This is a genomic window from Leptospira broomii serovar Hurstbridge str. 5399 (genome assembly GCF_000243715.2).
Lineage (GTDB): Bacteria > Spirochaetota > Leptospiria > Leptospirales > Leptospiraceae > Leptospira_B > Leptospira_B broomii.
Map to the genome: position 1 here is coordinate 12987 of NZ_AHMO02000007.1, position 21428 is coordinate 34414.

24 protein-coding genes and 1 pseudogene are annotated in these 21428 nt (G+C 39.2%); 17 read left to right on the forward strand and 8 right to left on the reverse strand.

Going from position 1 to position 21428, the window contains the following annotated elements:
• Positions 1–89: 89 nt before the first annotated feature.
• From LEP1GSC050_RS03430 to LEP1GSC050_RS03460, 7 genes are all read left to right on the forward strand, one after another.
• Positions 90–2948, forward strand: a complete 2859-nt coding sequence (locus LEP1GSC050_RS03430) for an Eco57I restriction-modification methylase domain-containing protein (protein ID WP_020987067.1) — start codon at positions 90–92, stop codon at positions 2946–2948.
• Positions 2949–3301: 353 nt separating this feature from the next.
• Entirely contained in the window at positions 3302–4048 is a 747-nt protein-coding gene (locus LEP1GSC050_RS03435) for a hypothetical protein (RefSeq protein WP_010568604.1), read from the forward strand.
• A gap of 203 nt (positions 4049–4251) precedes the next feature.
• Entirely contained in the window at positions 4252–4968 is a 717-nt protein-coding gene (locus tag LEP1GSC050_RS03440) for a hypothetical protein (protein ID WP_010568603.1), read from the forward strand.
• A gap of 477 nt (positions 4969–5445) precedes the next feature.
• Entirely contained in the window at positions 5446–5928 is a 483-nt protein-coding gene (locus LEP1GSC050_RS03445) for a VOC family protein (RefSeq protein WP_010568602.1), read from the forward strand.
• A gap of 267 nt (positions 5929–6195) precedes the next feature.
• On the forward strand, positions 6196–6621 hold the full coding sequence (locus tag LEP1GSC050_RS03450; protein WP_010568601.1) for a hypothetical protein: 426 nt from the start codon (positions 6196–6198) through the stop codon (positions 6619–6621).
• Between the two features lie 330 nt (positions 6622–6951).
• Positions 6952–7389, forward strand: a complete 438-nt coding sequence (locus tag LEP1GSC050_RS03455; RefSeq protein ID WP_040911067.1) for a VOC family protein — start codon at positions 6952–6954, stop codon at positions 7387–7389.
• Between the two features lie 582 nt (positions 7390–7971).
• Positions 7972–8568, forward strand: coding sequence for a class I SAM-dependent DNA methyltransferase (locus LEP1GSC050_RS03460; protein ID WP_010568598.1), 597 nt, complete (start codon positions 7972–7974; stop codon positions 8566–8568).
• Positions 8569–8946: 378 nt separating this feature from the next.
• Here LEP1GSC050_RS03460 and LEP1GSC050_RS03465 read toward each other — a convergent pair.
• Together LEP1GSC050_RS03465 and LEP1GSC050_RS03470 are read right to left on the reverse strand one after the other, a co-directional pair.
• Positions 8947–9428 (reverse strand): annotated as a pseudogene (locus tag LEP1GSC050_RS03465) (SRPBCC domain-containing protein).
• The gene (locus tag LEP1GSC050_RS03470; protein WP_010568597.1) at positions 9415–9744 is read right to left on the reverse strand and encodes an ArsR/SmtB family transcription factor; all 330 of its coding nucleotides are present in this window, start codon (positions 9742–9744) and stop codon (positions 9415–9417) included. Before LEP1GSC050_RS03470 ends, LEP1GSC050_RS03465 begins: the two are co-directional and overlap by 14 nt.
• 404 nt (positions 9745–10148) lie before the next feature.
• On the opposite strand from LEP1GSC050_RS03470, the gene LEP1GSC050_RS03475 reads away from it, so the two are divergent.
• The 4 genes from LEP1GSC050_RS03475 (at position 10149) to LEP1GSC050_RS03490 (ending at position 12855) form a co-directional block, all read left to right on the forward strand.
• Positions 10149–10523, forward strand: a complete 375-nt coding sequence (locus tag LEP1GSC050_RS03475) for a DoxX family protein (RefSeq protein ID WP_010568596.1) — start codon at positions 10149–10151, stop codon at positions 10521–10523.
• A gap of 21 nt (positions 10524–10544) precedes the next feature.
• On the forward strand, positions 10545–11120 hold the full coding sequence (locus LEP1GSC050_RS03480) for a DUF4256 domain-containing protein (protein WP_010568595.1): 576 nt from the start codon (positions 10545–10547) through the stop codon (positions 11118–11120).
• 158 nt (positions 11121–11278) lie between these two features.
• Complete coding sequence (locus LEP1GSC050_RS03485; RefSeq protein WP_010568594.1) at positions 11279–11872, forward strand: YdeI/OmpD-associated family protein; 594 nt, start codon at positions 11279–11281, stop codon at positions 11870–11872.
• A gap of 119 nt (positions 11873–11991) precedes the next feature.
• Positions 11992–12855 (forward strand): class I SAM-dependent methyltransferase, encoded by an 864-nt coding sequence (locus tag LEP1GSC050_RS03490; RefSeq protein WP_010568593.1) that lies wholly within the window; start codon positions 11992–11994, stop codon positions 12853–12855.
• Positions 12856–13107: 252 nt separating this feature from the next.
• Here the strand turns inward: LEP1GSC050_RS03490 and LEP1GSC050_RS03495 are convergent, their stop codons facing one another.
• Positions 13108–13509 carry a hypothetical protein gene (locus LEP1GSC050_RS03495; protein WP_010568592.1) on the reverse strand — a complete coding sequence of 134 codons (402 nt, stop codon included), beginning with the start codon at positions 13507–13509 and terminating at the stop codon, positions 13108–13110.
• A gap of 263 nt (positions 13510–13772) precedes the next feature.
• Between LEP1GSC050_RS03495 and LEP1GSC050_RS03500 the strand changes: the two genes are divergently transcribed.
• From LEP1GSC050_RS03500 to LEP1GSC050_RS03510, 3 genes are all read left to right on the forward strand, one after another.
• The gene (locus LEP1GSC050_RS03500) at positions 13773–14393 is read left to right on the forward strand and encodes a DUF998 domain-containing protein (RefSeq protein ID WP_010568591.1); all 621 of its coding nucleotides are present in this window, start codon (positions 13773–13775) and stop codon (positions 14391–14393) included.
• A gap of 67 nt (positions 14394–14460) precedes the next feature.
• Positions 14461–15099, forward strand: coding sequence for a thiopurine S-methyltransferase (gene tmpT, locus LEP1GSC050_RS03505; RefSeq protein ID WP_010568590.1), 639 nt, complete (start codon positions 14461–14463; stop codon positions 15097–15099).
• A gap of 207 nt (positions 15100–15306) precedes the next feature.
• Positions 15307–15816, forward strand: coding sequence for a hypothetical protein (locus tag LEP1GSC050_RS03510; protein WP_010568589.1), 510 nt, complete (start codon positions 15307–15309; stop codon positions 15814–15816).
• Between the two features lie 168 nt (positions 15817–15984).
• On the opposite strand, the gene LEP1GSC050_RS20800 is transcribed toward LEP1GSC050_RS03510, so the two are convergent.
• The 3 genes from LEP1GSC050_RS20800 to LEP1GSC050_RS03525 are packed head-to-tail and all read right to left on the reverse strand — an operon-like array spanning position 15985 to position 17330.
• The gene (locus LEP1GSC050_RS20800; RefSeq protein ID WP_010568588.1) at positions 15985–16455 is read right to left on the reverse strand and encodes an SRPBCC family protein; all 471 of its coding nucleotides are present in this window, start codon (positions 16453–16455) and stop codon (positions 15985–15987) included.
• Positions 16456–16513: 58 nt separating this feature from the next.
• Positions 16514–16987 carry an SRPBCC family protein gene (locus LEP1GSC050_RS03520; RefSeq protein ID WP_020987079.1) on the reverse strand — a complete coding sequence of 158 codons (474 nt, stop codon included), beginning with the start codon at positions 16985–16987 and terminating at the stop codon, positions 16514–16516.
• Positions 16950–17330: an ArsR/SmtB family transcription factor gene (locus LEP1GSC050_RS03525; protein ID WP_020987153.1), complete on the reverse strand. Its 381-nt coding sequence runs from the start codon at positions 17328–17330 to the stop codon at positions 16950–16952. The genes LEP1GSC050_RS03520 and LEP1GSC050_RS03525 overlap by 38 nt, the downstream gene beginning before the upstream one ends.
• A 370-nt stretch (positions 17331–17700) precedes the next feature.
• Here LEP1GSC050_RS03525 and LEP1GSC050_RS03530 point away from each other — a divergent pair, with 370 nt between their 5' ends.
• Positions 17701–18090: a hypothetical protein gene (locus tag LEP1GSC050_RS03530; protein WP_010568586.1), complete on the forward strand. Its 390-nt coding sequence runs from the start codon at positions 17701–17703 to the stop codon at positions 18088–18090.
• Between the two features lie 226 nt (positions 18091–18316).
• Here LEP1GSC050_RS03530 and LEP1GSC050_RS03535 read toward each other — a convergent pair whose 3' ends face one another.
• Complete coding sequence (locus LEP1GSC050_RS03535; protein ID WP_010568585.1) at positions 18317–18691, reverse strand: VOC family protein; 375 nt, start codon at positions 18689–18691, stop codon at positions 18317–18319.
• Positions 18692–19240: 549 nt separating this feature from the next.
• On the opposite strand from LEP1GSC050_RS03535, the gene LEP1GSC050_RS03540 reads away from it, so the two are divergent.
• Complete coding sequence (locus tag LEP1GSC050_RS03540; protein ID WP_010568584.1) at positions 19241–19654, forward strand: hypothetical protein; 414 nt, start codon at positions 19241–19243, stop codon at positions 19652–19654.
• A gap of 115 nt (positions 19655–19769) precedes the next feature.
• On the opposite strand, the gene LEP1GSC050_RS03545 is transcribed toward LEP1GSC050_RS03540, so the two are convergent.
• The gene (locus LEP1GSC050_RS03545; RefSeq protein ID WP_010568583.1) at positions 19770–20570 is read right to left on the reverse strand and encodes a CPBP family intramembrane glutamic endopeptidase; all 801 of its coding nucleotides are present in this window, start codon (positions 20568–20570) and stop codon (positions 19770–19772) included.
• 250 nt (positions 20571–20820) lie between these two features.
• Between LEP1GSC050_RS03545 and LEP1GSC050_RS03550 the strand changes: the two genes are divergently transcribed.
• Positions 20821–21282 carry a GNAT family N-acetyltransferase gene (locus LEP1GSC050_RS03550; protein ID WP_040911012.1) on the forward strand — a complete coding sequence of 154 codons (462 nt, stop codon included), beginning with the start codon at positions 20821–20823 and terminating at the stop codon, positions 21280–21282.
• Positions 21283–21428: the final 146 nt, after the last annotated feature.

Below are 21428 nucleotides of genomic sequence, written 5' to 3' on the forward strand. Positions count from 1 at the left end.
TAAACAATGCCGGTTGTATAATCAATATATTTCATAATTAAGGCTATCATGAAATATGCAATGTAATTCTACTAAAAAGGATACTTTCATTGAAAGGTAAAGAAATCATTGAAAAGAAAGTCGAAGATTTTTCTAAGAATGAAAAAACTTACTTAGATAAAAGTTTTCAAGAAACTGAAGCACGAAATCGTTTTATCGATCCATTTTTCCAAGCATTAGGTTGGGAATTTGATCAAACGCACTTACAAAGAAATCTATGGGATGTTCATCGAGAGTATTCCCAGAAAGACAATTCAAGCACCAAGAAGCCGGATTATGCATTCCGACTTAATGGGAAATTAAAGTTTTTCGTCGAAGCTAAGGCACCCTGGGTTCCGCTTACTGATAAAGATCCTGTTTTTCAGGCAAAAAGATACGCTTATTCCACAAACGGAAAGGCTCCGATCGTAATCATAACTGATTTTCAAGAATTTAGAGTATTTAATTCGCTTCAAAAGCCGATATATGAAAATCCAAATCAAGGGTTAATCACAGAGTTTGATTTAAAATACACCGATTATTTAAATCAATGGGATTTTATATACGAACATTTTTCGAAAGAAGCAGTACTTGATGGTAGTCTTGAGAAGTTAAGAGGAAAAATATCGAGAAGCACTAAGCCTCTTGATATAGAATTTCTTTCTGAAATAACTCTTTGGCGAGAAAATCTTGCAAAGAACATAGCAATTCGCAATGAATTATTAACCGTTGATGAGTTAAATGAAGCAGTTCAAAGAATATTGGATCGTTTGGTCTTTATTCGTAATTTAGAAGATAGAGAAATCGTAAATGAAAATACTCTTCTTAACATATCAAGGAATAGAGAAGGAATCTATGAGAATCTTTTGCCGTTGTTTTCGGATTTAAACGTTAAATATAATGGTCTTCTATTTAAACCTCATTTTAGTGAGACCCTGATTGTTGATGATAGAATCCTAAAAGAAACTATTCAGGATATGTGTTATCCTAGATCTCCATTTCAATTTGATGTAATTGAGCCTGAGATTCTGGGTCGAATATATGAAAAATTCTTAGGATCAAAAATACGACTTACCGAAAGTCATCGCGCGAAAGTTGAAGAAAAAGAAGAGGTTCGACATGCAGGTGGCGTTTATTATACGCCACAATTTATCGTAGATTATATAGTTAAGGAGACAGTTGGGAAGAGGATCGAAGGGCTTAAGCCGGAGGAAATAGAAAAAATTAAGATTTTGGATCCTGCTTGCGGATCTGGAAGTTTTCTTCTCGGCGCATATAACTATTTAATGGAATATCATCGAAGCTTCTATAGTCAAAATATCAGCATAAAGAAATATAAAACAGATTACTTTGAGACGCAGGATGGAGAGCTAAAACTTAGCATTAAGAAAAAAGGAGAAATACTTATTAATAATATATTCGGTGTTGATGTTGATAGGGAGGCCACTGAAGTCGCAATCTTGAGTCTATACCTAAAGCTATTGGAGCACGGTATTGAAGATGATCAAGGATGGCTTTTTCTTAAAGGAAAGATTCTTCCTGATATGACAATGAATATCCAGTACGGCAATTCGTTAATTAGTCGTGAAGAGCTTTTCGCTAACGATATGTTTGGTAATGAGAAAATTCGCCCATTCGATTGGAAAAACGAAGTAAATGGATTTGGCTCAATTTTTAACTATTCTCAAGGCTTTGATTGTGTGATCGGGAATCCGCCATATATCAAAACACAAGAATTACAGAAATCGCATCCTCATTTGATTGAACTTTATAAGAAGATATATACTTCTGGCAGCACAGGAAATTACGATATATATATTCTATTCATTGAGAAAGCACTTTCATTGATTAATAGAAATGGTTTAATCGGATTTATTTGCCCTCACAAATTTTTTAACTCTACTTACGGCATGAAAATTAGAGAATTATTAAGCCAAAAAAAGGCATTAAATAAGGTTTTGCATTTTGGTGTTAACCAAATTTTTGAGAATGCAACTACATATACTTGCCTACTTTTTCTCACAGGTCAACCGCAAGAGAAATTCGAATATTATGAATTTAGAGACGAAATTAATGATATTGAAGATGCCCTCAATAGCCGAATAAGTTATTTCAATATAAAGTCTAACGTAGTAGACTCAAGTAACTGGGTATTCGTAAATTCCGAAGAGAATAATTTCTTAGAAAAAATGCGTCTCAATAAGCCAACTTTGATAGATATTGCCACGAATATTTTCCAAGGACCGAAAGCAGGCGCAGATCCAGTATTCATTGTTAAACTTCTCGACGTAGGGAAGAAGAATAGCCTTTGCTATTCTTCTTCTATTCAGAATGAATTTAAAATAGAAAATTCAATAATCAAGCCTTATGTAAAAGGAAAGTATATACGGCGATATAATATAGAAAAAACTACAGAATCGATTATCTTCCCTTACAATAAAGAAGGGAAATTAATATCGGAAGAAGAACTGAAGGCAGATTATCCGTTAGCTTATAAGTATTTATCGGATAAAGAGAATAAGAGAATTTTACTTCAGCGAGAGGAGGGGAGATTTAAGAACATCTGGTGGTCCTATAGTAGGCCACAGAATATGCAGATTCTTGACAGATTAAAAATACTGACACCATTTAATGCGTTCAAATCTTCCTTTTCTTTAGATTCTAGTGGAGACTTTATCTTTAGCGCCGGTGTTTCTGGAGCGTATGGGATCTTAATAAGAAAAGATGTTCCAATAACCTACTATTATTTGTTAGGAATTTTGAATTCAAGACTTTTGGATAAATTTTTAAAAACAATCTCGACTGCCTTAAGAGGGGGCTTCTTTTCATATGAAAACAAGTATATCCGCCAATTACCCATTTATATTCCTACAGAAAGTGAACCAAAGAAATATGCACAGTGTAAGAAGATTGAAGAGTTTGTTCAGTAGATATTGCACTTGCGTCAAAACGGAAAAGTTTCTGATGCGGAATTTCTAGAAGATAAAATTGATAGTATTGTTGAAGAGATTTATGAAGTAAGTTATGGAACTTAACTTTTCTTTTTATCTCTAACCGGCTCCGCCATCCTTGGCTCCGCCGGTTAGAATTCGGGGCGCGGCACAGCAGATAACTAAAAATTGTCGCTGCGCTTCGGGATCGCTTACGCGACCCTTGCTTGGGCTTCGCCAAATTCCGCTTTGTCACTCGTCTTGCAAAGCAAGTCTCGCGCCAAGTCCTTCGGACGCGCGGAACTTCGACAATTATATTTCGTTATCGCCATGCTCAATAAGTTCTGATTATTATGAAAATCAATTCCAAAGAAAATCTAGCATTTATAGTTTCTTTATTGGCCTTAGTTTCCGGTATCGCTGACGCCAAGAATATTTTAGAAAATTTGTCACTTGATAATGTGTTCGATTTCTTGGCTCAAACAATAAATGGAATTCTCGATACTTATTTAACAAAGGAACAAACTTTCAGTTTTCTTTGGGCATTATTACTTTATTGTTTATATCGTAAGTATATAAAATTTAACGAGCCATACGGTGTTAATGAATCTATAAATGAATCTTCCGTGGGAAGAAAGATCTATGAATTTTCATTTAGAGGTTTAGGTAAGATTGTCTTAAAAGTTAAAGATTTCTTCTTGAAGGTTTCATTTAAAGATAAATTGGAATACTACTTTGTTTTCGATAGGCATCAGTTTGCTGGAGCAATCGGTATCAATGGCGAAAATATCCCTCCTCCTGAAACCTATGACTGTGAAGATATAATTATTCGGATTGGCTTTAAAGAAGATGACAGAACGATTCATGAGGAATATAGATTTGTTCGTGATGAATTTCGATTGAAAGTGAGAAAATATATCGAAAGGGAATTCTCGCAAGAGTATGGCGATTTCGCGATAACGAAATTTAGATTCAAAAATCATTTTTGGATTTTAGCGCTAATTCCCGGCTTTTTTCTAAAATGGTTTTTTAAAAATAATAAACTTGTTACTATTTTGCTCCTTGTAGTGATCTATTTAACAATTAAACTTATTTATTAATTAAATTTCGCACGGCGTATAACTATCGGCTCTGACGCTTCGCTTCGGGCTCACTTCGTGACCCTCGCTCGGCCTGCGGCACATTTCGCTTTGTCACTCGTCTTGCAGTGGCAAGTCTCGTGCCAAGTCCTGCGGACTCGCGAAACGTCGTCAAGCCTTGGTCGTTAGACGAAATCGTTTTAAAATTTGATAGGTAGCAAAAAATGTCAAGATTTCAAACTGAAAAAAAGCTCCCAACGCTTCATTTGGACTTTGATTCCTTGCAGAGGATTGAAGAATTTCTCATTAAAGATCTTCCTAAAGAAATATTAAACGCTTTTCCGAAAGGAGTAAAGAGCATATATTTCGTTACCTTAACTGATAAACGTGGATCAGATGAATTAAAAAGTATTAAAGAGTTTAAATCAAAGTTTTTAGCCGACTCTTTATCATTGATTGAATTTCAACTACTTGATGAAAAGAAAGAATTTGAAATAACTATTAATTTAGATAAAGAAGAGGGTGCTTTACTTATTCTCGATTTTAAACTTGAAGATGCCCGATCTGTAGCTGTGAAATTTCAAGATAAACTAGACCAAGTAATTGATAGCTTTCGATCTGTTAATTGGTTTTTTCATCCTCCAGAAATTCTTTCCGTTGTTATCGCTTTTGGGATTATAATGACTGGAATAATTTCTTTTGGTGACTTAAGCAACGGTAAATATATCGAAGCTGTAGGACCGGGTCTAATTTTCCTCTCACTAGGGTCCTATTATTATGTGGGAAAACATATTCGTACTCCTGTGTCATTTGACACAAGAAGATATCAAATATTTAATAATTATTTGGTATGGTTTATAAGCGGCAATCTAAGCTTTTTAATTTTTGGCACTATATTTACCTTTTTAAGAGATAAGATTATTGAAATTCTCTTTAATTAAAAACGACTTCGTATAACTAAAAATTGTCGCGGCGCTGCGGGATCACTACGCAACCCTTGCTTGGGCTTCGCCAAATTCCGCTTTGTCACTCGTCTTGCATGGCAAGTCTCGTGCCAAGTGCTTCGCACTCGCGAAACGTCGACAATTATATTTCGTTATATGCCATTGCCAGCCACTTACAATTTCTACTTTCCTTTCTATAAATATATATTTACTATTATGTTAGTAAAATAAGGAGATTATTATGGCGATTTACAAATTGGTACTTATCGAGTGAAAGCGTCAGCGGTTGAAAAAGTGAAACAGGCGATAAAAGATTTTATTCAGGCAGAGGAGCCAGATACCCAAATGCATTTAGCCTGGCAGCAGAAGACGAGTGTTCCCCTGATGTCATGGAAATTATAGTACAAAAGCTAAATGGTGTACTGGCTGCTATAGAAAAATTCTCTTACTAAATAAGAAGAAAGGAACCTTCATATGAGAAAAATAGTAACTTTTCTTTGGTTTAACGACCGGGCAAAGGAAGCGGTAGATTTGTATGTATCGCTGTTTGAAAATGCAAAAATAATAAACACATCGTATCTCACAGAGTCAGTGGCAAAAGAAGCTGGAAAGAAGGCCGGAGACGTATCAACAATAGACTTTGAGCTGAATGGCCAAAACTTTACTGCACTAAATGGCGGTCCGATGTTTACTTTTAGCGAAGCTATCTCAATAGCGGTAAACTGCGAAACCCAGGAAGAGATTGATCATCTTTGGGAAGCGCTATCCAAAGGCGGCAAAATAATGTCTTGCGGCTGGCTTATAGATAGATACGGCTTAACGTGGCAGATTATGCCGGAAATCCTAGATATCATGATGCGTGATCCAGACACTGTTAAAGCTGATCGGGTTGGCGCTGCTATGCTTACTATGGATAAATTGAATATAAGTGAACTCGAAAAAGCCTACAACGGCTAATAATAATTTAACTAGATAAATAGCGAAAGGCTTTAATAGGAAAAGAACGAGTTAAAACATAAGTTTTGTTAAATATGCTGACAACGGCATATAACTACTGGCCAGGCACTCCTTTCGTGCTCGCTCGCGACCCTCACTCCGGGCTTCGCTACATTCTACTTTGGCACTATACTTGCTTTCGCAAGTTCGTGCCAAATAGCTTCACTGGTCGCAGAACGTCTACACTCCTTTGTTAAAGCATTTGCGAGAAAGTCAGAGGTAAAAGCAATGCACTATCATTTTCGTATTCATACAGATAAGACAGGCTACTGGGCAGAATATATAGAACTAAAAGGATGCATGACTCAAGCAGATTCTAAGAAAGAATTGGAATCAAATATTCACGAGGCATTAAATCTTTATTTGAATGATAATGAAGACTCCAAGTCTTTATTTCCTTTACCAAAGAAGAAAGTATCGGGAAGAAATATAGTATTAGCAGCAGTGGATCCTAAAATGGCCTTTTCTCAAATTTTACGAATGACTCGATTAAAGCGAGGATTAAGTCAGAAACAAACGGCTTCACTTATTGGGATGAAAAACTTATATAGTTATCAACGTCTTGAATCACCCAAGAGCGCTAATCCGGCACTTTCTACAATTGCAAGGATCAAGCAGGTATTTCCTGAATTAGCATTAGATCAAGTAGTGTAGTTTTTGAAAGAAAAACACCGTCCATGATTTCAAGTTAATCGTTTGAGGCACAACTTCGGAGGTCACTGCGTTCTGGTTTCGCAATTTTGGCTCAGTTACTCATATCGGGCAGAGTTAGATCTTTGGTAGGGCAATCGCCGTGTCGCCCCTTCGCGTTGTTAGGATTCGTCAACGTCGGACCAATCCCTTTTGTTCTCCGCTATCTTGACAAAACGTCAGTATGAACATATTCTACTATAAAATAAAAACAGAATGAAATGATTATTGGCAATACTTTCGCTTATAACACTTCTTGCAAGCTGTGATTCGACAACGAAAGAGATGAATAATATGGAAGACCCAAAAAAACAAACTGACAACTCAACTTCACCTGCTGAAACAACCCCAAAGGCGATAGGTATTGGCGGTATTTTCTTTTTTTCAGATAATCTGAAGGAAACGAAAGAATGGTATGCCAAAAATTTAGGACTTGAAATCAATGAATGGGGTTCGTCGAGTTTTGAATCCAGAAACATTAATAAACCTGACGAGATAAACTCTCTTCAATGGACTCCTTTCAAAAAGGGAGATGAATATTTTTCCCCATCCAAAAAAGAATTTATGATTAACTACCGAGTTCAGAATATTGAAGGACTTGTAAACAAACTCAAAGAAAACGGAGTGACCGTACTTGACAGTATTGCGACTTACGACTTCGGAAAATTTGTGCATATTATGGACGCAGAGGGCAACAAGATTGAACTATGGGAATCTGTCGACAACGGCTAACCTAAATTGACGGCAAAACAAACAAGTTATAAGCTACTTGGCTCGACAGGCAAAATATAGGTTCAGTATCACTAATCGTTAATGAAGAATTTTTGGTCGAACTGCGACTTGAACTTTCGCTTCGACGCGATTTCGGATGAAGGAAAGGCAGCGACTAACAGCAGCTCGCCTCAATGAAAGCTGACATCCAAAATCGAAGGTATCCATTTGAAGTAATCGTTAAATCTAAAAAACGATGAATAACTCTCTCTAAGTAAATTAAGAATTTAGATTGGGTTATTTACGAAGTTGAATTGGCGCTGCAAGCTTACCTGCAACCCTTACTCCGGCCTCTGGCAAATCGTCTCCGTCTTCCGGTTTGCAATTTTGAAGTAGGGCGGTAAGCATTAAATAAGTAACTGCAACTAACTGCGCCCATTCGTCGTTTGCATACGCAAGCTTGAGCCGCCGAGCTATTGCGACTCGCGGGAGGTCGACTAAACTTCTTTCGTTATGTGTCGTTACCACTTAATAAAATAAAGAAAATAAAAACGAATAATGAAAGACGGCAGTTATTCTAAATAAATACTAACGAATAGGTTTATGGAAAGTAATTTATTCGATCAGATTGCTAACAAATATGATACGAAAGAAAGACGAGAGTTAGCAAAAATAATAGTTAATGAGATAAAATCAGAACTAAAAAATTGTAAAGATAAATCATTACTAGATTATGGAAGCGGCACTGGACTCGTTGGATTACAGTTATCTCCTTTAGTCGATAAGCTTCTATTAATGGACTCTGCGGAACAAATGCTGGAGATAGCGAGAGAAAAGATTACTCGAGCTAATATGAAAAATGCAGAAGTTATTTACTCTGATTTTACTAAAACCACTCCAAACCTCAAAGCAGATATAATAGTAGGTTCGCTAGTTCTTCTCCATATTCCGGATCTTAAAGATATATTAGGGCATTTTTTTTCAGTCTTAAATACAAATGGGAAATTGATTATTGTCGATTTCGATAAAAATGAAAAAATCAACCACCCGAAAGTTCACAATGGCTTCAACCAGATGGATCTAAAAACGCTACTTAATGCCGTAGGATTTAGAAAAATAGAAATTAGAACCTTTTATCATGGTAAAAATATTTTTATGAACCACGATGCCTCGCTAATGATTTCTACAAGTCTGAAATAGGCTCGACTACTAAATGATTGAAAATACTGACTCAATGTGATTATAAAAGAATTATTAATAGAATATGGGATTTAGTTTTAAAAGCGGAGATTTTAGCATATAACTTCCGGCCTCGCGAATAGCAAAGGGACTATTCGGAAATTATATAAATCACTCCTTCGTTGAGATATCTCCCAAGTCCGACTTACTTTCTAAATTTAAGCGGAGTCTCAAGTTTATTAAACGAAACACTGCAGCCGACCTTCATAAAGGGTTTCGCGATATGTGTATGAAAGTAAGCATCTAATGAAGCGCAACCTATCCGGAAGTCGTTGAATGCATTAGAATACCGTTATGATCAATTTATCCACGGAATTGGTCTAGCTAGAAGTTTTAGGTCTATTTAATACTTTCAAGGTATTTGCCAAGGTTTCCGATATGCTGTTTACCTCCTTCTATCGCGCCGTATTTTTTATTCACTCTTTCCAGTTCTTCTCTATTCGGGAAAATCTGTTCCATAGTAAGATTTGTTCCTGCACCGGCTTCTTCAAATAGGATTTTCGATTGGAAATCAACATCCTTTGTTCCTTCACCGTCGCCAAGATGTTGATAATGAATATAGTAAGGTTTCTTAATTTCTATAAATCGGATCTTGTTTTTATAGTCGTGTCCATCGGGCCATGCATGATGAATTCCCAAACTCCGCCGCTCGAAAAATCCAAACGCGTAGTAGTTAATGTAAACCCGTCGGGTCCCCACCATTCTGAAAGATGCTCCTGGGAGGACCATACTTCGAAAAGTAGATCGATCGGTATACCAAAGTATCTTTTATAAATGACTCGATTGCCTTCGACGATTGCTTCAACATTATTTTCTATCAAGGGATTTCTCCTTTTTAATCTTTAATACATATTTATCCAGTCGATCTAGGCGTTTATTCCATAGATTTTTAATTTCTAATAGCCAATCTTCCATCTCATCGATTCCCGAGTTATTCAGCCTATAGATACGTTTTTGCGCCTCTTTCTTTACTTGAAGGACCTTCGCCTCCTTCAAAATTTTTAAGTGCTGCGAAATAGCGGGTGGACTCATCTTAAAATTTTGGCTTATCGTCGTTGAGCTAAGTTCACCGTTCTTGGCGACTAATTTCACAATTTCTCTTCGTGTATCATCTGCAAGTGCGGCAAAAGCATTCATACAAACATAATGAAGTATTTACTTAATTAAGTTAATTCTTAAATAAAATTTATTTGGAACCCCTGCCGAATAATATATAGCTTCACAGTCCCCGTTCCGCTCGGGCTTGTTTAGTGGTCATCCCTCTCGGTTTCGTCAAATTTCAGTTTGTTATTTCGTTTCTAATGCGAGCCTTAAATAAGGGTCGTCCAAACTAACATTTCATTATGCGACATTGCTTTGCCAGAATCGGATTTGCAGGTATGCAAATTTTTTCCTCGCCTCAGAGATTTTTAGGTAGGCGCGAATCTTTGTTCTTTCGAGTCTGAAGATGATTCGATTAGAATTCGGGATAACGAACGTTGTTATTCGTCAACTCGCAAAACCGATTGCAAAACATAGTAAGCAAATTAAAATAATGCATTATGGCAAAGATGAAAAAAATTATCTATTGGACTTCTACTATCTGGCTCGCATTAGGAATGCTATCAACCGGAACAGTTCAGGTATTCAAGGTGAAGACGGAAGGGGATTTCACCGCAAATTTGGGTTATCCTGTCTATTTTCTAACGATACTAGGAGTCTGGAAAATTTTGGGGGTTATAGTATTGCTTCTTCCTAAATTTCCTTTAGTAAAGGAATGGGCTTATGCTGGCTTTTTCTTTGCCATGTCGGGAGCTGCATTTTCGCATATTGCATCGGGCACTGTGAAAGAAATATTTCCCTCGTTACTGCTTCTACTCCTGACGGTAATATCTTGGTATTTTAGACCACAGGATAAAAAAGTCATTTTAGGTTAATAGGCGAAAGAATTTGAAGTTATGAAGGGCACCAATAGCAATAAAAAGAAATTGTCACAGGAGAAACGAGAAGAGCTTCTCGGAGTATTGAAATCCCGTTTTGAGAAAAACATGAAGCGGCACAAAGGTCTTGATTGGACTAAAATTGAAGCAAAGCTGGAAGGCAATTTTGAAAAACTCTGGTCACTCAACGAGATGGAAATCACTGGCGGTGAACCGGACGTTGTGGGTTATGATAAAAAGACGAACGAATACATTTTTTACGACTGTTCGGAAGAAAGTCCTAAAGGCCGAAGAAGCATTTGTTACGACCGTGAAGCGCTGGAGTCAAGGAAAGAACATAAGCCGAAAAATACCGCTATCGATATGGCTACCGCTATGGGCATAGAACTTTTATCGGAAGAGGAATACCGTGGACTACAGAGACTTGGAGATTTTGATACGAAAACATCAAGCTGGGTGAAAACACCTTCCGATGTAAGGGAACTTGGTGGAGCTCTCTTTTGTGACCGTCGCTATGATACTGTCTTCGTCTATCATAACGGTGCGGAATCTTACTATGCCGTCAGAGGATTCCGTGGTTCGCTCAAGATCTAAATTATATATACGACTAAATTTAAATTTGAGAGCGGATCGCTTAAATTAGAGAAAGATATTTTTACAGAGTTAGGTTTAAACCTCACCTTTAATTTTGGATGAGTTGTTTGCAGTAATGGAAGAATAACAACCGGTAGGAATCGTTGAATAAACACACTATGGCAAAAAATACAATGAATCCCAAAGTCGATTTTTATTTTAATAAGGCCAAAAAGTGGCAGGAGGAACTGGAACGACTTAGAACAATTGTCCTTGATTGCGGGTTGACCGAAGAATTGAAGTGGGGTGTTCCTTGCTACACGTTTCAGAAAAGTAATATAGTTTTAATACATGTGTTTAAAGAGTATTGCGCGCTTCTGTTTTTCAAAGGTGTCTTGCTAAAGGATGCCGATAGTATTTTAATCCAGCAAACTAAGAATGTGCAAGCTGCGCGCCAGATTCGGTTTACCGATGTTAAGGAAATAGTTAAGATGAAATCCGTCTTGAAGACCTACATTTATGAAGCCATTGAAGTGGAAAAAGCCGGTTTACAAGTGAATTTAAAAAAGACTAAAGAATTCATCATTCCCGAAGAATTTCTAAGTAAATTAGACGAAGTCCCCGACTTGAAAACTGCTTTTGATGCATTGACGCCGGGGCGACAAAGAGCTTACATTCTTTATTTTTCCGCACCAAAACAGTCAAAAACTCGCGAGTCAAGAGTTGAAAAATGTATGAAGCAAATTCTTCATGGAAAGGGCTTGAATGATTAATATGTTAAGATGATCGTAATTTTGAATAGTAGATTAATGAATATTCATCGCGATGAAATTCTATCGAAAATTCTCAATAACTTCAAACTAATTAATCGGACACGGAGAAAGAGAGCATCATGCATGATAATAAATTGAACCCAGTGGCAGATAGTACGGCAGTTCGAGTGGCCCTTTGGCGTGCCCTGCACATGCAGGTGGATTCTCCGCCGTACGTACTTGAAGATGATATCGGTCTGCGACTTGCTGCCCCGGATGAGGGTTGGCGTAGCCGTCCGGATATGGATCCAAATTTTACCAAACTCTTCCGGGCATCCATACTTGCGCGTGCTCGCTTTATTGAGGACTTGGTCGTCGAAGAGTCCGGCAAGGGCGTTCGCCAATACGTTATTTTGGGCGCCGGCTTAGATACCTTTGCTCAGCGAAGGCCGGATCTTGCATCCGATTTGAGGATATTTGAAGTGGACCAGCCAAGCCATCAAGCTTGGAAGCGCCAGCGATTGATCGACCTCGGATATGGTATCCCTGAATGGCTCCGGTTAGTGCCGGTGGATTTCGAATCAGGCGGATCCTGGTGGGAGGGGTTGGTCGCCGCCGGTTTCGATGCGAACCGGCCGGCAATTGTAACTTCGATCGGGGTAAGTATGTATCTTACCAAGGAAGCGATTGTGGCAATGCTGAATCAAGTTGCTACACTCGCTCTCCAATCCACGTTCGTAATGACATTTTTGCTTCCTTTCGAGCTGGCTGACCCGAACGTTCGTCCTGGCTTAGAGGCAGCGGCAAGAGGAGCACAAGCGAGCGGGACTCCTTTCATCAGCTTTTTTACGCCGACGGAAATGTTAAGCCTAGCCCGTGAGTCGGGTTTCAAAGAAGTTCAGCATGTTTCGGCGGCTCAACTGACGCAACTTTACTTTGCAAACAGGACCGATGGTCTTCGACCGCCTAAAAACGGGGAAGAACTATTGATCGCGACCACGTAGAGCGAAATCGAGAAAGATTTGCATACCGAGAGAAGAGCTGTGCTAATTTAGCATAACGGCAATTAGGCGCATCGATAGAGTTTCATTACTGCCAATCGGATTTTTTTCAACAGCTTGGAACCTATATATTTTGGCGCCACGTTATATTACTAAAACTAAATATTTAAAGTTGTAGCGAACATCCGGAGGAGCAAATTAATACTTGCCCTCCAGATCAGCGGTCTAATGGTAATTTACCGATTTGCAAAACATCTATTTATTGCAAAATTTCGGTGGATTGTGTTCGGGGTTTCTGACTCTTGAATAGCAACTAGTACTTCCTTGCGTAGTTAGGCCCAAAAGATTCCATTGAGTAACTGGGTATTCTGCCGTGGAAGCAGGACCTTTTGCCCAATCGAAGCGATATATTCCCTTGTTTTTCGTGCTTATTATTGTTCCTTTAGTAACAGATTGTTGGCTGCAGGAAATCACAGAATTATTATGTATAATTAACCATGCCGTCCGGGTAGGGGTTGGATCTTGTTCACAACCGTTATCTAATACCCAGTTTCCGTTCAAAAGGGTTTGAGCTTCCTCTACCGGAGCTTTTCGATCTTTGGCATTAACGGCATACGCCAAAATACCCACCAATAGTAATAACGCAATTCTTCTCATAAATCGTCCTTCTTTTCAGAGATAAAATGTTTCATTAATTTAATGAATATGTGAATAAATGGCACAGTAGAATATAGTCAAATTATTTTTTTCTAAAATATCTTTTTATACCTAAGGAAAAGATATTCATCTTCCGGCATATTTACCGCACCAACTACTCGGCCCGCCTTGGTTAGAACTTGACCGTATTCGGCTTTTGGTGGAAAGTCCATTATCCATGTTCGTTATACGTCTTTTTGGGCTCATCGGACGACAAGGCAATTATGAAATCGATCCCTCTTCAGATAAGTCAGGTGGGTCCCTTGTTATTCGTTATTGTGTTCACGATCGCGGGCGCGTCGCGCTCCGACTATTCGTCCGTTCGTATGCCCGTGAGCGCGCTTTCGCTCGGCCCGTCCGGGTGGATACAAATCTTGAATTTCCTAGCCGTAGGAATTAGTTTTATAATTTTTTCCTTCGCTCTTCTCCCTATTGCAAAGTACCATAATTGGTCTCGCATTCTGCCGATACTTCTATTCCTCGTCGGATGCCTTCTTGCTTTTTCGGGTTTGTTTACCATGGACCCTCCGGATACTCCCCGAACTTCATGGACCTTCCACGGCTGGATGCACCAACTTCTTGGAGCTACAGTTTTTTTGCTCTTTCCTGTCTGCTGCTTTCTGTCTTCATGGACTATACGACCCGCTCGCTTCCGTTTGTGGAGCTTTATCGTCGGATGGGTCATAGTTGTTTCCATTTTTATGATGAAGCTCGCGCAAATGCAACAGCCAGACGAATTTCTTTCCTCTCATTTCGGAATTCTCCAACGCGCAGCCATCGTGTCCTATATGTTTTGGGCAACTACTCTTGCGTTCATGGCTCGACAATCCCCGAAGAAACTTTGATCTGTCATTCTTAACCTTATTTTACGAATGACAAAGTATTCGGGGATAAATTACTATAGAAGTTAATATGGATCCAAACTTTTGGCATCAAAAGTGGGGAAAAAACGACATCGCCTTCCACGAAAGAGAGGCGAACCCACTCCTGATCAAGTATTTCAAAATGTTATCTTTAGAGAAAGGTAGTCGCGTTTTTTTGCCGCTATGTGGTAAGACTCTCGATATTTCTTGGCTGCTTTCAAACGGTTATCATGTGGCTGGAGCTGAATTGAGTAAAGTTGCTATTGAACAATTATTTCAAGAACTTGGTGTTGAGCCGAAAATAACAGACGTCGGTGAACTTAATCGCTATAGCGCAAATAATATCGATATCTTTGTCGGGGATATATTTCATTTATCTAAAATAATCCTCGGTCAAGTCGACGCTATTTATGACAGGGCAGCACTAGTGGCATTACCCGAAGAAATGCGAAATCGATACACGACTCACTTAATTGAGATTACTAATAAAGCGCCACAATTACTGATTTGCTACGAATACGATCAAAGTTTAGCGGAAGGCCCTCCTTTTTCGATTAGCAACGAGGAAGTAAATCGGCATTACAGGGATTATTACCGTTTAGATTTCATAGGAAGCGAAAACGTAATTGGCGGATTAAAGGGAAAATTTGCGGCGACGGAGAATATCTGGTTGTTACAACGAGCTTAGTTCAAGGAGAACTTCGAGAACTGTATTTGCGGTAAAAAGATGCAGAATTTGTTTTGGACGGTTCGCGTTTTATTTCGGAGTGTCGAAGGGTCGACTTCGCAATCGTCATCAGCTTTCGTGTTCACTTTATTCGTCGCGTTTTATATCGCGCATCTTTGATCTCTTATGCTAAAAATATTTCCTAAATCGAGAGCTTACTCCTGGCAAATGTCAGAGTCGGAAAAAAATCAGATTTTTACTTGCGATGAATACCTGATCGATCCCGATGACGTTTTGTTTCGGGGAATCGATATAAATGTCGCACCTGAGCAAGTATTCTCCTGGCTTTGTCAATTGAGAATAGCGCCGTACAGCTATGATTGGATTGATAATAAAGGAAAACGCAGTCCAAGGACTTTGGATCCAAAATTGCAAAATTTGAGTATTGGGCAAAAGTTCATAATATTTGAGTTAGCGCACTTCAAGAAGAACGAGCAAATAACTCTAATTACGAAGACTCGCGAAGTTGAAAATTTCTTTGGTAAGATCGCTATGACTTATTTAGTAAAAGAAATTACACCGAGTACTTCTAGATTGTTGGTAAAAATGCTGGTAAAGCGTTCGACTCGCAAACTTTTTGCAGCCTTGCTTCCATGGGGCGATTGGGTTATGATGCGTAAACAGCTTCTTACTCTAAAGGAATTGGCCGAAGATTCTAAAAAATATTATAAAATTTAAATGGATCATTTTCGAATCCTACAGTTCGACTAGGATCGAATCCGAATAGAATGTTCTACGAAAACAGAAAGAAATAAAAAGAGAAAATGCGGATGGATATTTTGTTAATTGTTCGTAAGGCTGTATAAAACGCACGGCACCGATTCGAGGGACCGTGCGTCGAAAATATCAGTTCCAATCGTCAATTTTGATATCGTCGGGAGCCGGTCTGCCGCTACCGACTTCAACCAGACTTTTCAAACTGAGTAGGAAGGTTGCCCACTTCATGCTACAGTGCGCGGTGAAGTCACTTTCATTTTTCCAATCCTGATGTCGGAAGTGAACGAGCGTCATAGCTGCTCCATCCGGCGCATTGCCGGCGATCAATTTGAAATCGATATGCGAACCGATCCAGTCTTCCGGTCCCGAGGTACACTCCCAAAGGACACGTTGAGGTGCGAGTTCTTGGACTTTCATTTCCATATTTGCTTTGTGTCCGAAGTCGAAGCGAATTGATTCGCCGACTGCGGAGGCTCCACCCGAGAATAATCCGTCGACTTGCCTGGTCCACCAGCCTGAGAGGCCCGTCTTCGTTGTCAGAGCCTTGATGACATCTGCAGCCCCGGCGCGGATTCCTATTTTGTGATATATCCCGTTCATATTCTTCTCCTTGCATATTCGTTGATTTTCTTTCCGGCTTTGCCGATGAAGACGTTATTTATTCTTTATGCCCCTGCCATCTTTCAAGGCCGGAAAGAATACTTGTCCAACCGTGCTGATGCATTTTAGTTTCAACATCGTTCGCGAGGCGCTCATGAACCAATGTGACTAACGTCTGCGGTTTTTGAATCGTCCCTTTAGCGTTCTTGTCCGTGACTGCGGGTAATGCCGTAAAAGTGACTGTAACTAGGGTATCGCGTTCTCCGGTGGCATGCGATCTCCAGGTGAAGACAAGCTTTGTAGGCTCTTCGATGACAAGGTATTCTCCCACATGCGGAAGTACTTTGCCGTCGAGAAGCATATCGATATGAAAGCGGCCTCCGGGGCGTGGATCGATGCTCACGGATCCTAACTCGACGGGATCTCCCGATAAGAACCAATGTGAAAATTCTTCTGCTTTAAGCCAGGCTCGAAATAAGCGAGTCGGTTCTGCATTAATTTTTTTTTCTATTTTTAGGACCTGTGCGGTCATTGTTTTGCTCCTCCATGAAGGTTTCGAGTTTATCGAGTTTGTTAGTCCAGAATTCCTGATGATAAGCGAGCCAGGCAGAGGCCTCGGAAAGCGAATGGTTTTGTAGCTCGAGTCGAAAGCTACGGCCGTCTTCCGGAGCACGTATCTTTCTCACAAGACCGGCTGCGGTCAGAACATCGATATGTTTGGCTACGCCGGCAAAGGACATGGAAAAGGGCTGTGCTAACTCCGAAATAGTAAGCGAGCCCTTTCGCAAACGCGCCAGCATCTGACGTCTCGAGTGATCGGCGAGCGCCGCAAATACTCGATCCAACTTTTGCTCTTTTTTGCGTAATTCAACCATATGGTTGAATATAAGGCGGACGTTTCTTCAGTCAAGTATTAAACCATTTTGTTGAATAAATTTGAGGATTTTTTCTCTATGAAATATACGATAGACATCGCATATTAGAGATAGGATACTTTACGATTGTCAGGTAATCGTTATCAGTAGGATATTGCCGATTTCGTTTAAAAGGCTTTTGAATACCTCCAAAATGTTATTATATCAGAATTTACCGGTAGCCACTCTCTTGCAATCTTCCCGCTAACTGCCGTAATTCTTACGCACCCTCTCGCTTTCGTATATACAACGCTTATTCACGTTTGTTAAGTATTGTCTCTCTCAAATCTTTTGTGGACATCATTCGTTCTATCGGTTACACATTTCTTTCATGGAATTGAATGAGAAACTGCTCTATCACCAGATTCATCCGTTGAAATTTTGCATAGATTTTAGTACGGGGCTCTTTACGACGTATTTGGCCTGGAATCATAATCTTTTTTGGTTTCTAATTCTATTTCTTACTCCTTCCGTTTTGATTACTATCTTGCTGATTAAATTCGCCGACCTCGAAAGCCTTAAAAACTCGGATTTCGGAAAATACGTTAAAAAATATATGAGCAAAACGATCGAGGGAATTCGTCTGGCAGGGCAGTTTTTAATGTGGACAGCAGCCTGGCTTCATTTGCCGGTATTGATAGGAATTGGATTCGTCGTTATAATTGGCGGTTGGCTTTTCGGGCTATTAATGGAATGGAAGAACAAAAGAACACGTTTGTGATCGCGGTAAAAATTCTTCCCGTCGAATTTTGAAATTTTCATCGGCTCGTCCGCAAAGCGCAACGGATTATTCGGAACGGTATTTTTAGTTTTTGAAATCTAAATAACATTTTCCGAATTTTATTCGTAAATCGAAATTGGATCGGCCCAAGTATAGAATTTTTTCCAAGATAGACCGTTATTCGGTTAAAGCAATTCGCCGTTAATTTCCCTTTTCTTCTTTCAAATCATTCCTCAACGATTGCAAAATAATTCCCCTCAAAATCGGAAAAATTAAACACTTTTTTCCCATTCGGAAAATTCACTTTATCTCCGACCGTAATCTGTCTTTCTTTTAATTTTCGATATAATCCTTCAATATCGCTCGTCGTTAAAAGTATTGACGGCGTGCCGAGATTCATATCCGGATTAGCGGAGGCGACGACCGCTTTGTTCTGTAGAACTAGTTTCGTTGAATTTTGACGGCCATCGGATAATATGATAGCAAAAGATTCACCGTATTCTTCTCTCCCTTCTATATTAAATCCAAAGTTATTAACCCAAAACTCAGCGATCGCATCCTGATCATTTACATAGAGCATAATTTGATTTAATTTATTCATATTGTTTATCCCTTTTCAGAATTACCGTATTTGGCTTATAATCGCTTTTAAACAAATTATTACTTCCAGTCGTGGGAATAATCTTTATATGTTACGCATTCGTTATTAAGCTTTTCTACTTATAAAAGCAATATTGGAATCGTAGCAATGAAAAAAAAGACGGTAAGAATTTAAAAAAGGGAATCTACCGCATAAAAGAATTCAGATTAACGTTCAACGATTAGCGATTTAAAAGGTATTCTTTTGCCGAATTAATCAAATTACCTTGGCTTGAATTTTCGCCTCCAGTTGACAACGAAAATTCGAAGCAATGAAACTTCGGCGATTTTCAGAGTCATTCTTGCGATTAGAATTTCTGAGCGATGGTCGTTTCGGACTTAGCCGAATCCTACTTCTTTACTTGCTTTCAGAGGAGTTTTAGGTCCATCAGCGCCACTTCGACAATGAATCAACCTGCTTTCGTCAGTCGATATTTTTTTATTTACTATATTCATCAGAATTTTTGAATCATGAATTTTGCATTTTAATTAAAAATCAGGACGATCCAATATGAATTCAATCATTAGGAATATTTTATCGGTTGTTGCGGGGATCCTTTTAGGAAGCGCCGTTAATATGGGAATCATAACGATTAGCGGTCATATTATTCCCCCGCCAGAAGGAGCAGATGTGACTACGATGGAAGGACTAAAGGCTTCCCTGCATTTATTCCAACCTAAGCATTTTATTTTCCCTTTTTTAGCACATGCAATCGGAACATTCATAGGAGCCAGTATTGCCGCCGCAATTTCCGCGAGCCATAAGATCAATTTTGCGTTTGGTATTGCCGCTTTTTTCTTGGTAGGCGGAATTGCGAATATGTTAATGCTTCCTTCGCCGATTTGGTTTACCGTTTTGGATTTAGTGGGCGCCTATATTCCGATGGGTTACCTTGCCGGGAAATTAGGTGCGAGGAAAAATTAGACGGGGAAATCAAGTGCAGAATAGAAGCTACGTTCGGCCTTATTCTAAACTTAGATAAATATTATTCGTTTATTGACGTCGTTAAACGAAATCAATCTGCAATTTCGGATTCGCGTTACAATACCAATACGACATGCAGAACCAAATCGCAGGCAAAATGGGACAGCATAGCGGATTCCAAACCGCGCGTGAAATAGAGATAACCGAAGGCAACCCCGGCTAAACCGTTTAACACGATGGCTCGAACAATCACCAAGGGCGTCAAAGGTAAAATCATCGATGTAGCAGGTAAATGTCCCAGTCCGAAAACCAATGCCGTAACGATATTAGCGATCCAGAAAACTGTCGCACTCTGTTTGCCCTTGCTCCTCTTCTTACTTAGAAAACGTCCACACCAAACGAAGAAGGACATTAAGCATAATCGCAATAGGATTTCTTCGTCGATGCTTCCATAGAAGGAGGCTAAGAATCCTTTCCAAGCGGCAGGTGTCGCGGCCCCGGAATTTAAAAGTACTGATGCTTTATCTCCAAGTTCAACTTTAAGTGCAGGTTGAAACAGATAGACATCAAGCAGCGCAATCAGTAGAGAAGCGACTATGCCTAGAATACCGCTGATCGGCAAGATCGAACGAATTTTGACTCGGATAGGTTCTCCTTTAAAATAAGCCTCTAAAATCGGTATCTCAAGACCGGTGCGATTTGCGAAAAAGAGTCCTATCGCGATTATCATTCCGAATATCGAGACCTGTGCAACGATCTGGATCGTTACTAATACAGGGAGCGGCATTGAAAGCTGGGTTTGCTTTAGCACTCCAGCTTGAAGCGCGAGAGAATAGGGAATAATGGCAAGCAAGCCAAAGGTTGCGGCTATGAGAAGAATAACAAAGATTTTCCAGTCGAAAGGTTTGATCGTCACGATGGGTTTCTCTGATTTACTTTACATTTTTGAGAAATATCGGACATTTGGATAGTTTATTTTCTCGTATGGCCTGTTTCATTTGCCAGGTACGAGGATGTTGGACTCTGTCGAAATGATGTTACTCAAGACGATTTGAGTTGAGTCGAGAAACTTCTCTCAACATCCGCAAAATCTAGGACGAACGATCAACATAGACCTGGACAAGGAATCTTTGCGGAAATATTTTTCGGCAATCAGTGCAAACGCTATGAAAAGAATCAGAGCAGAAAAATTAACATATCAGGATATCGACAAATTCATCGAGCTTATCCGGGTTTTCGAAATTGTTTTTGAAATGAAAAATTTCAAATTGCCTACCAAAAATTATCTTCAAGATCTATTGAAAAACGAGAGTTTCTTCGTTTTTGTAGCTTTGTTTGAGGAAAAAGTGGTCGGTGGATTGACCACTTATACGTTAAATCAATACTATTCACAGTTGCCTCTGGTTTATATCTACGATCTCGCCGTCTTAACGGAATTTCAACGACAAGGAATAGGAAAATTACTAATCGCAAAGACCACAGAATATTGCAAAGAAATCGGGATAGAAGAAGTTTTCGTTCAGGCGGATTTGGAAGACGATTACGCGATCGATTTTTACCGGTCGACCGGCGCTACGGCGGAAAACGTAATCCATTTTTATTATCCGTTGAACAAGGATATTTTATAAAGATATAAATTATCATTTTGATACCTATAAGGTTAATTGTTTGGCAGTCGAATTAATTAACCTATTTCTAAATCAAAATTTCCCGTCCCCGCCTGAGTTCGATGCGAAGTGATTAAAATTGATGGAAAAGAATAATCCGATTGCAA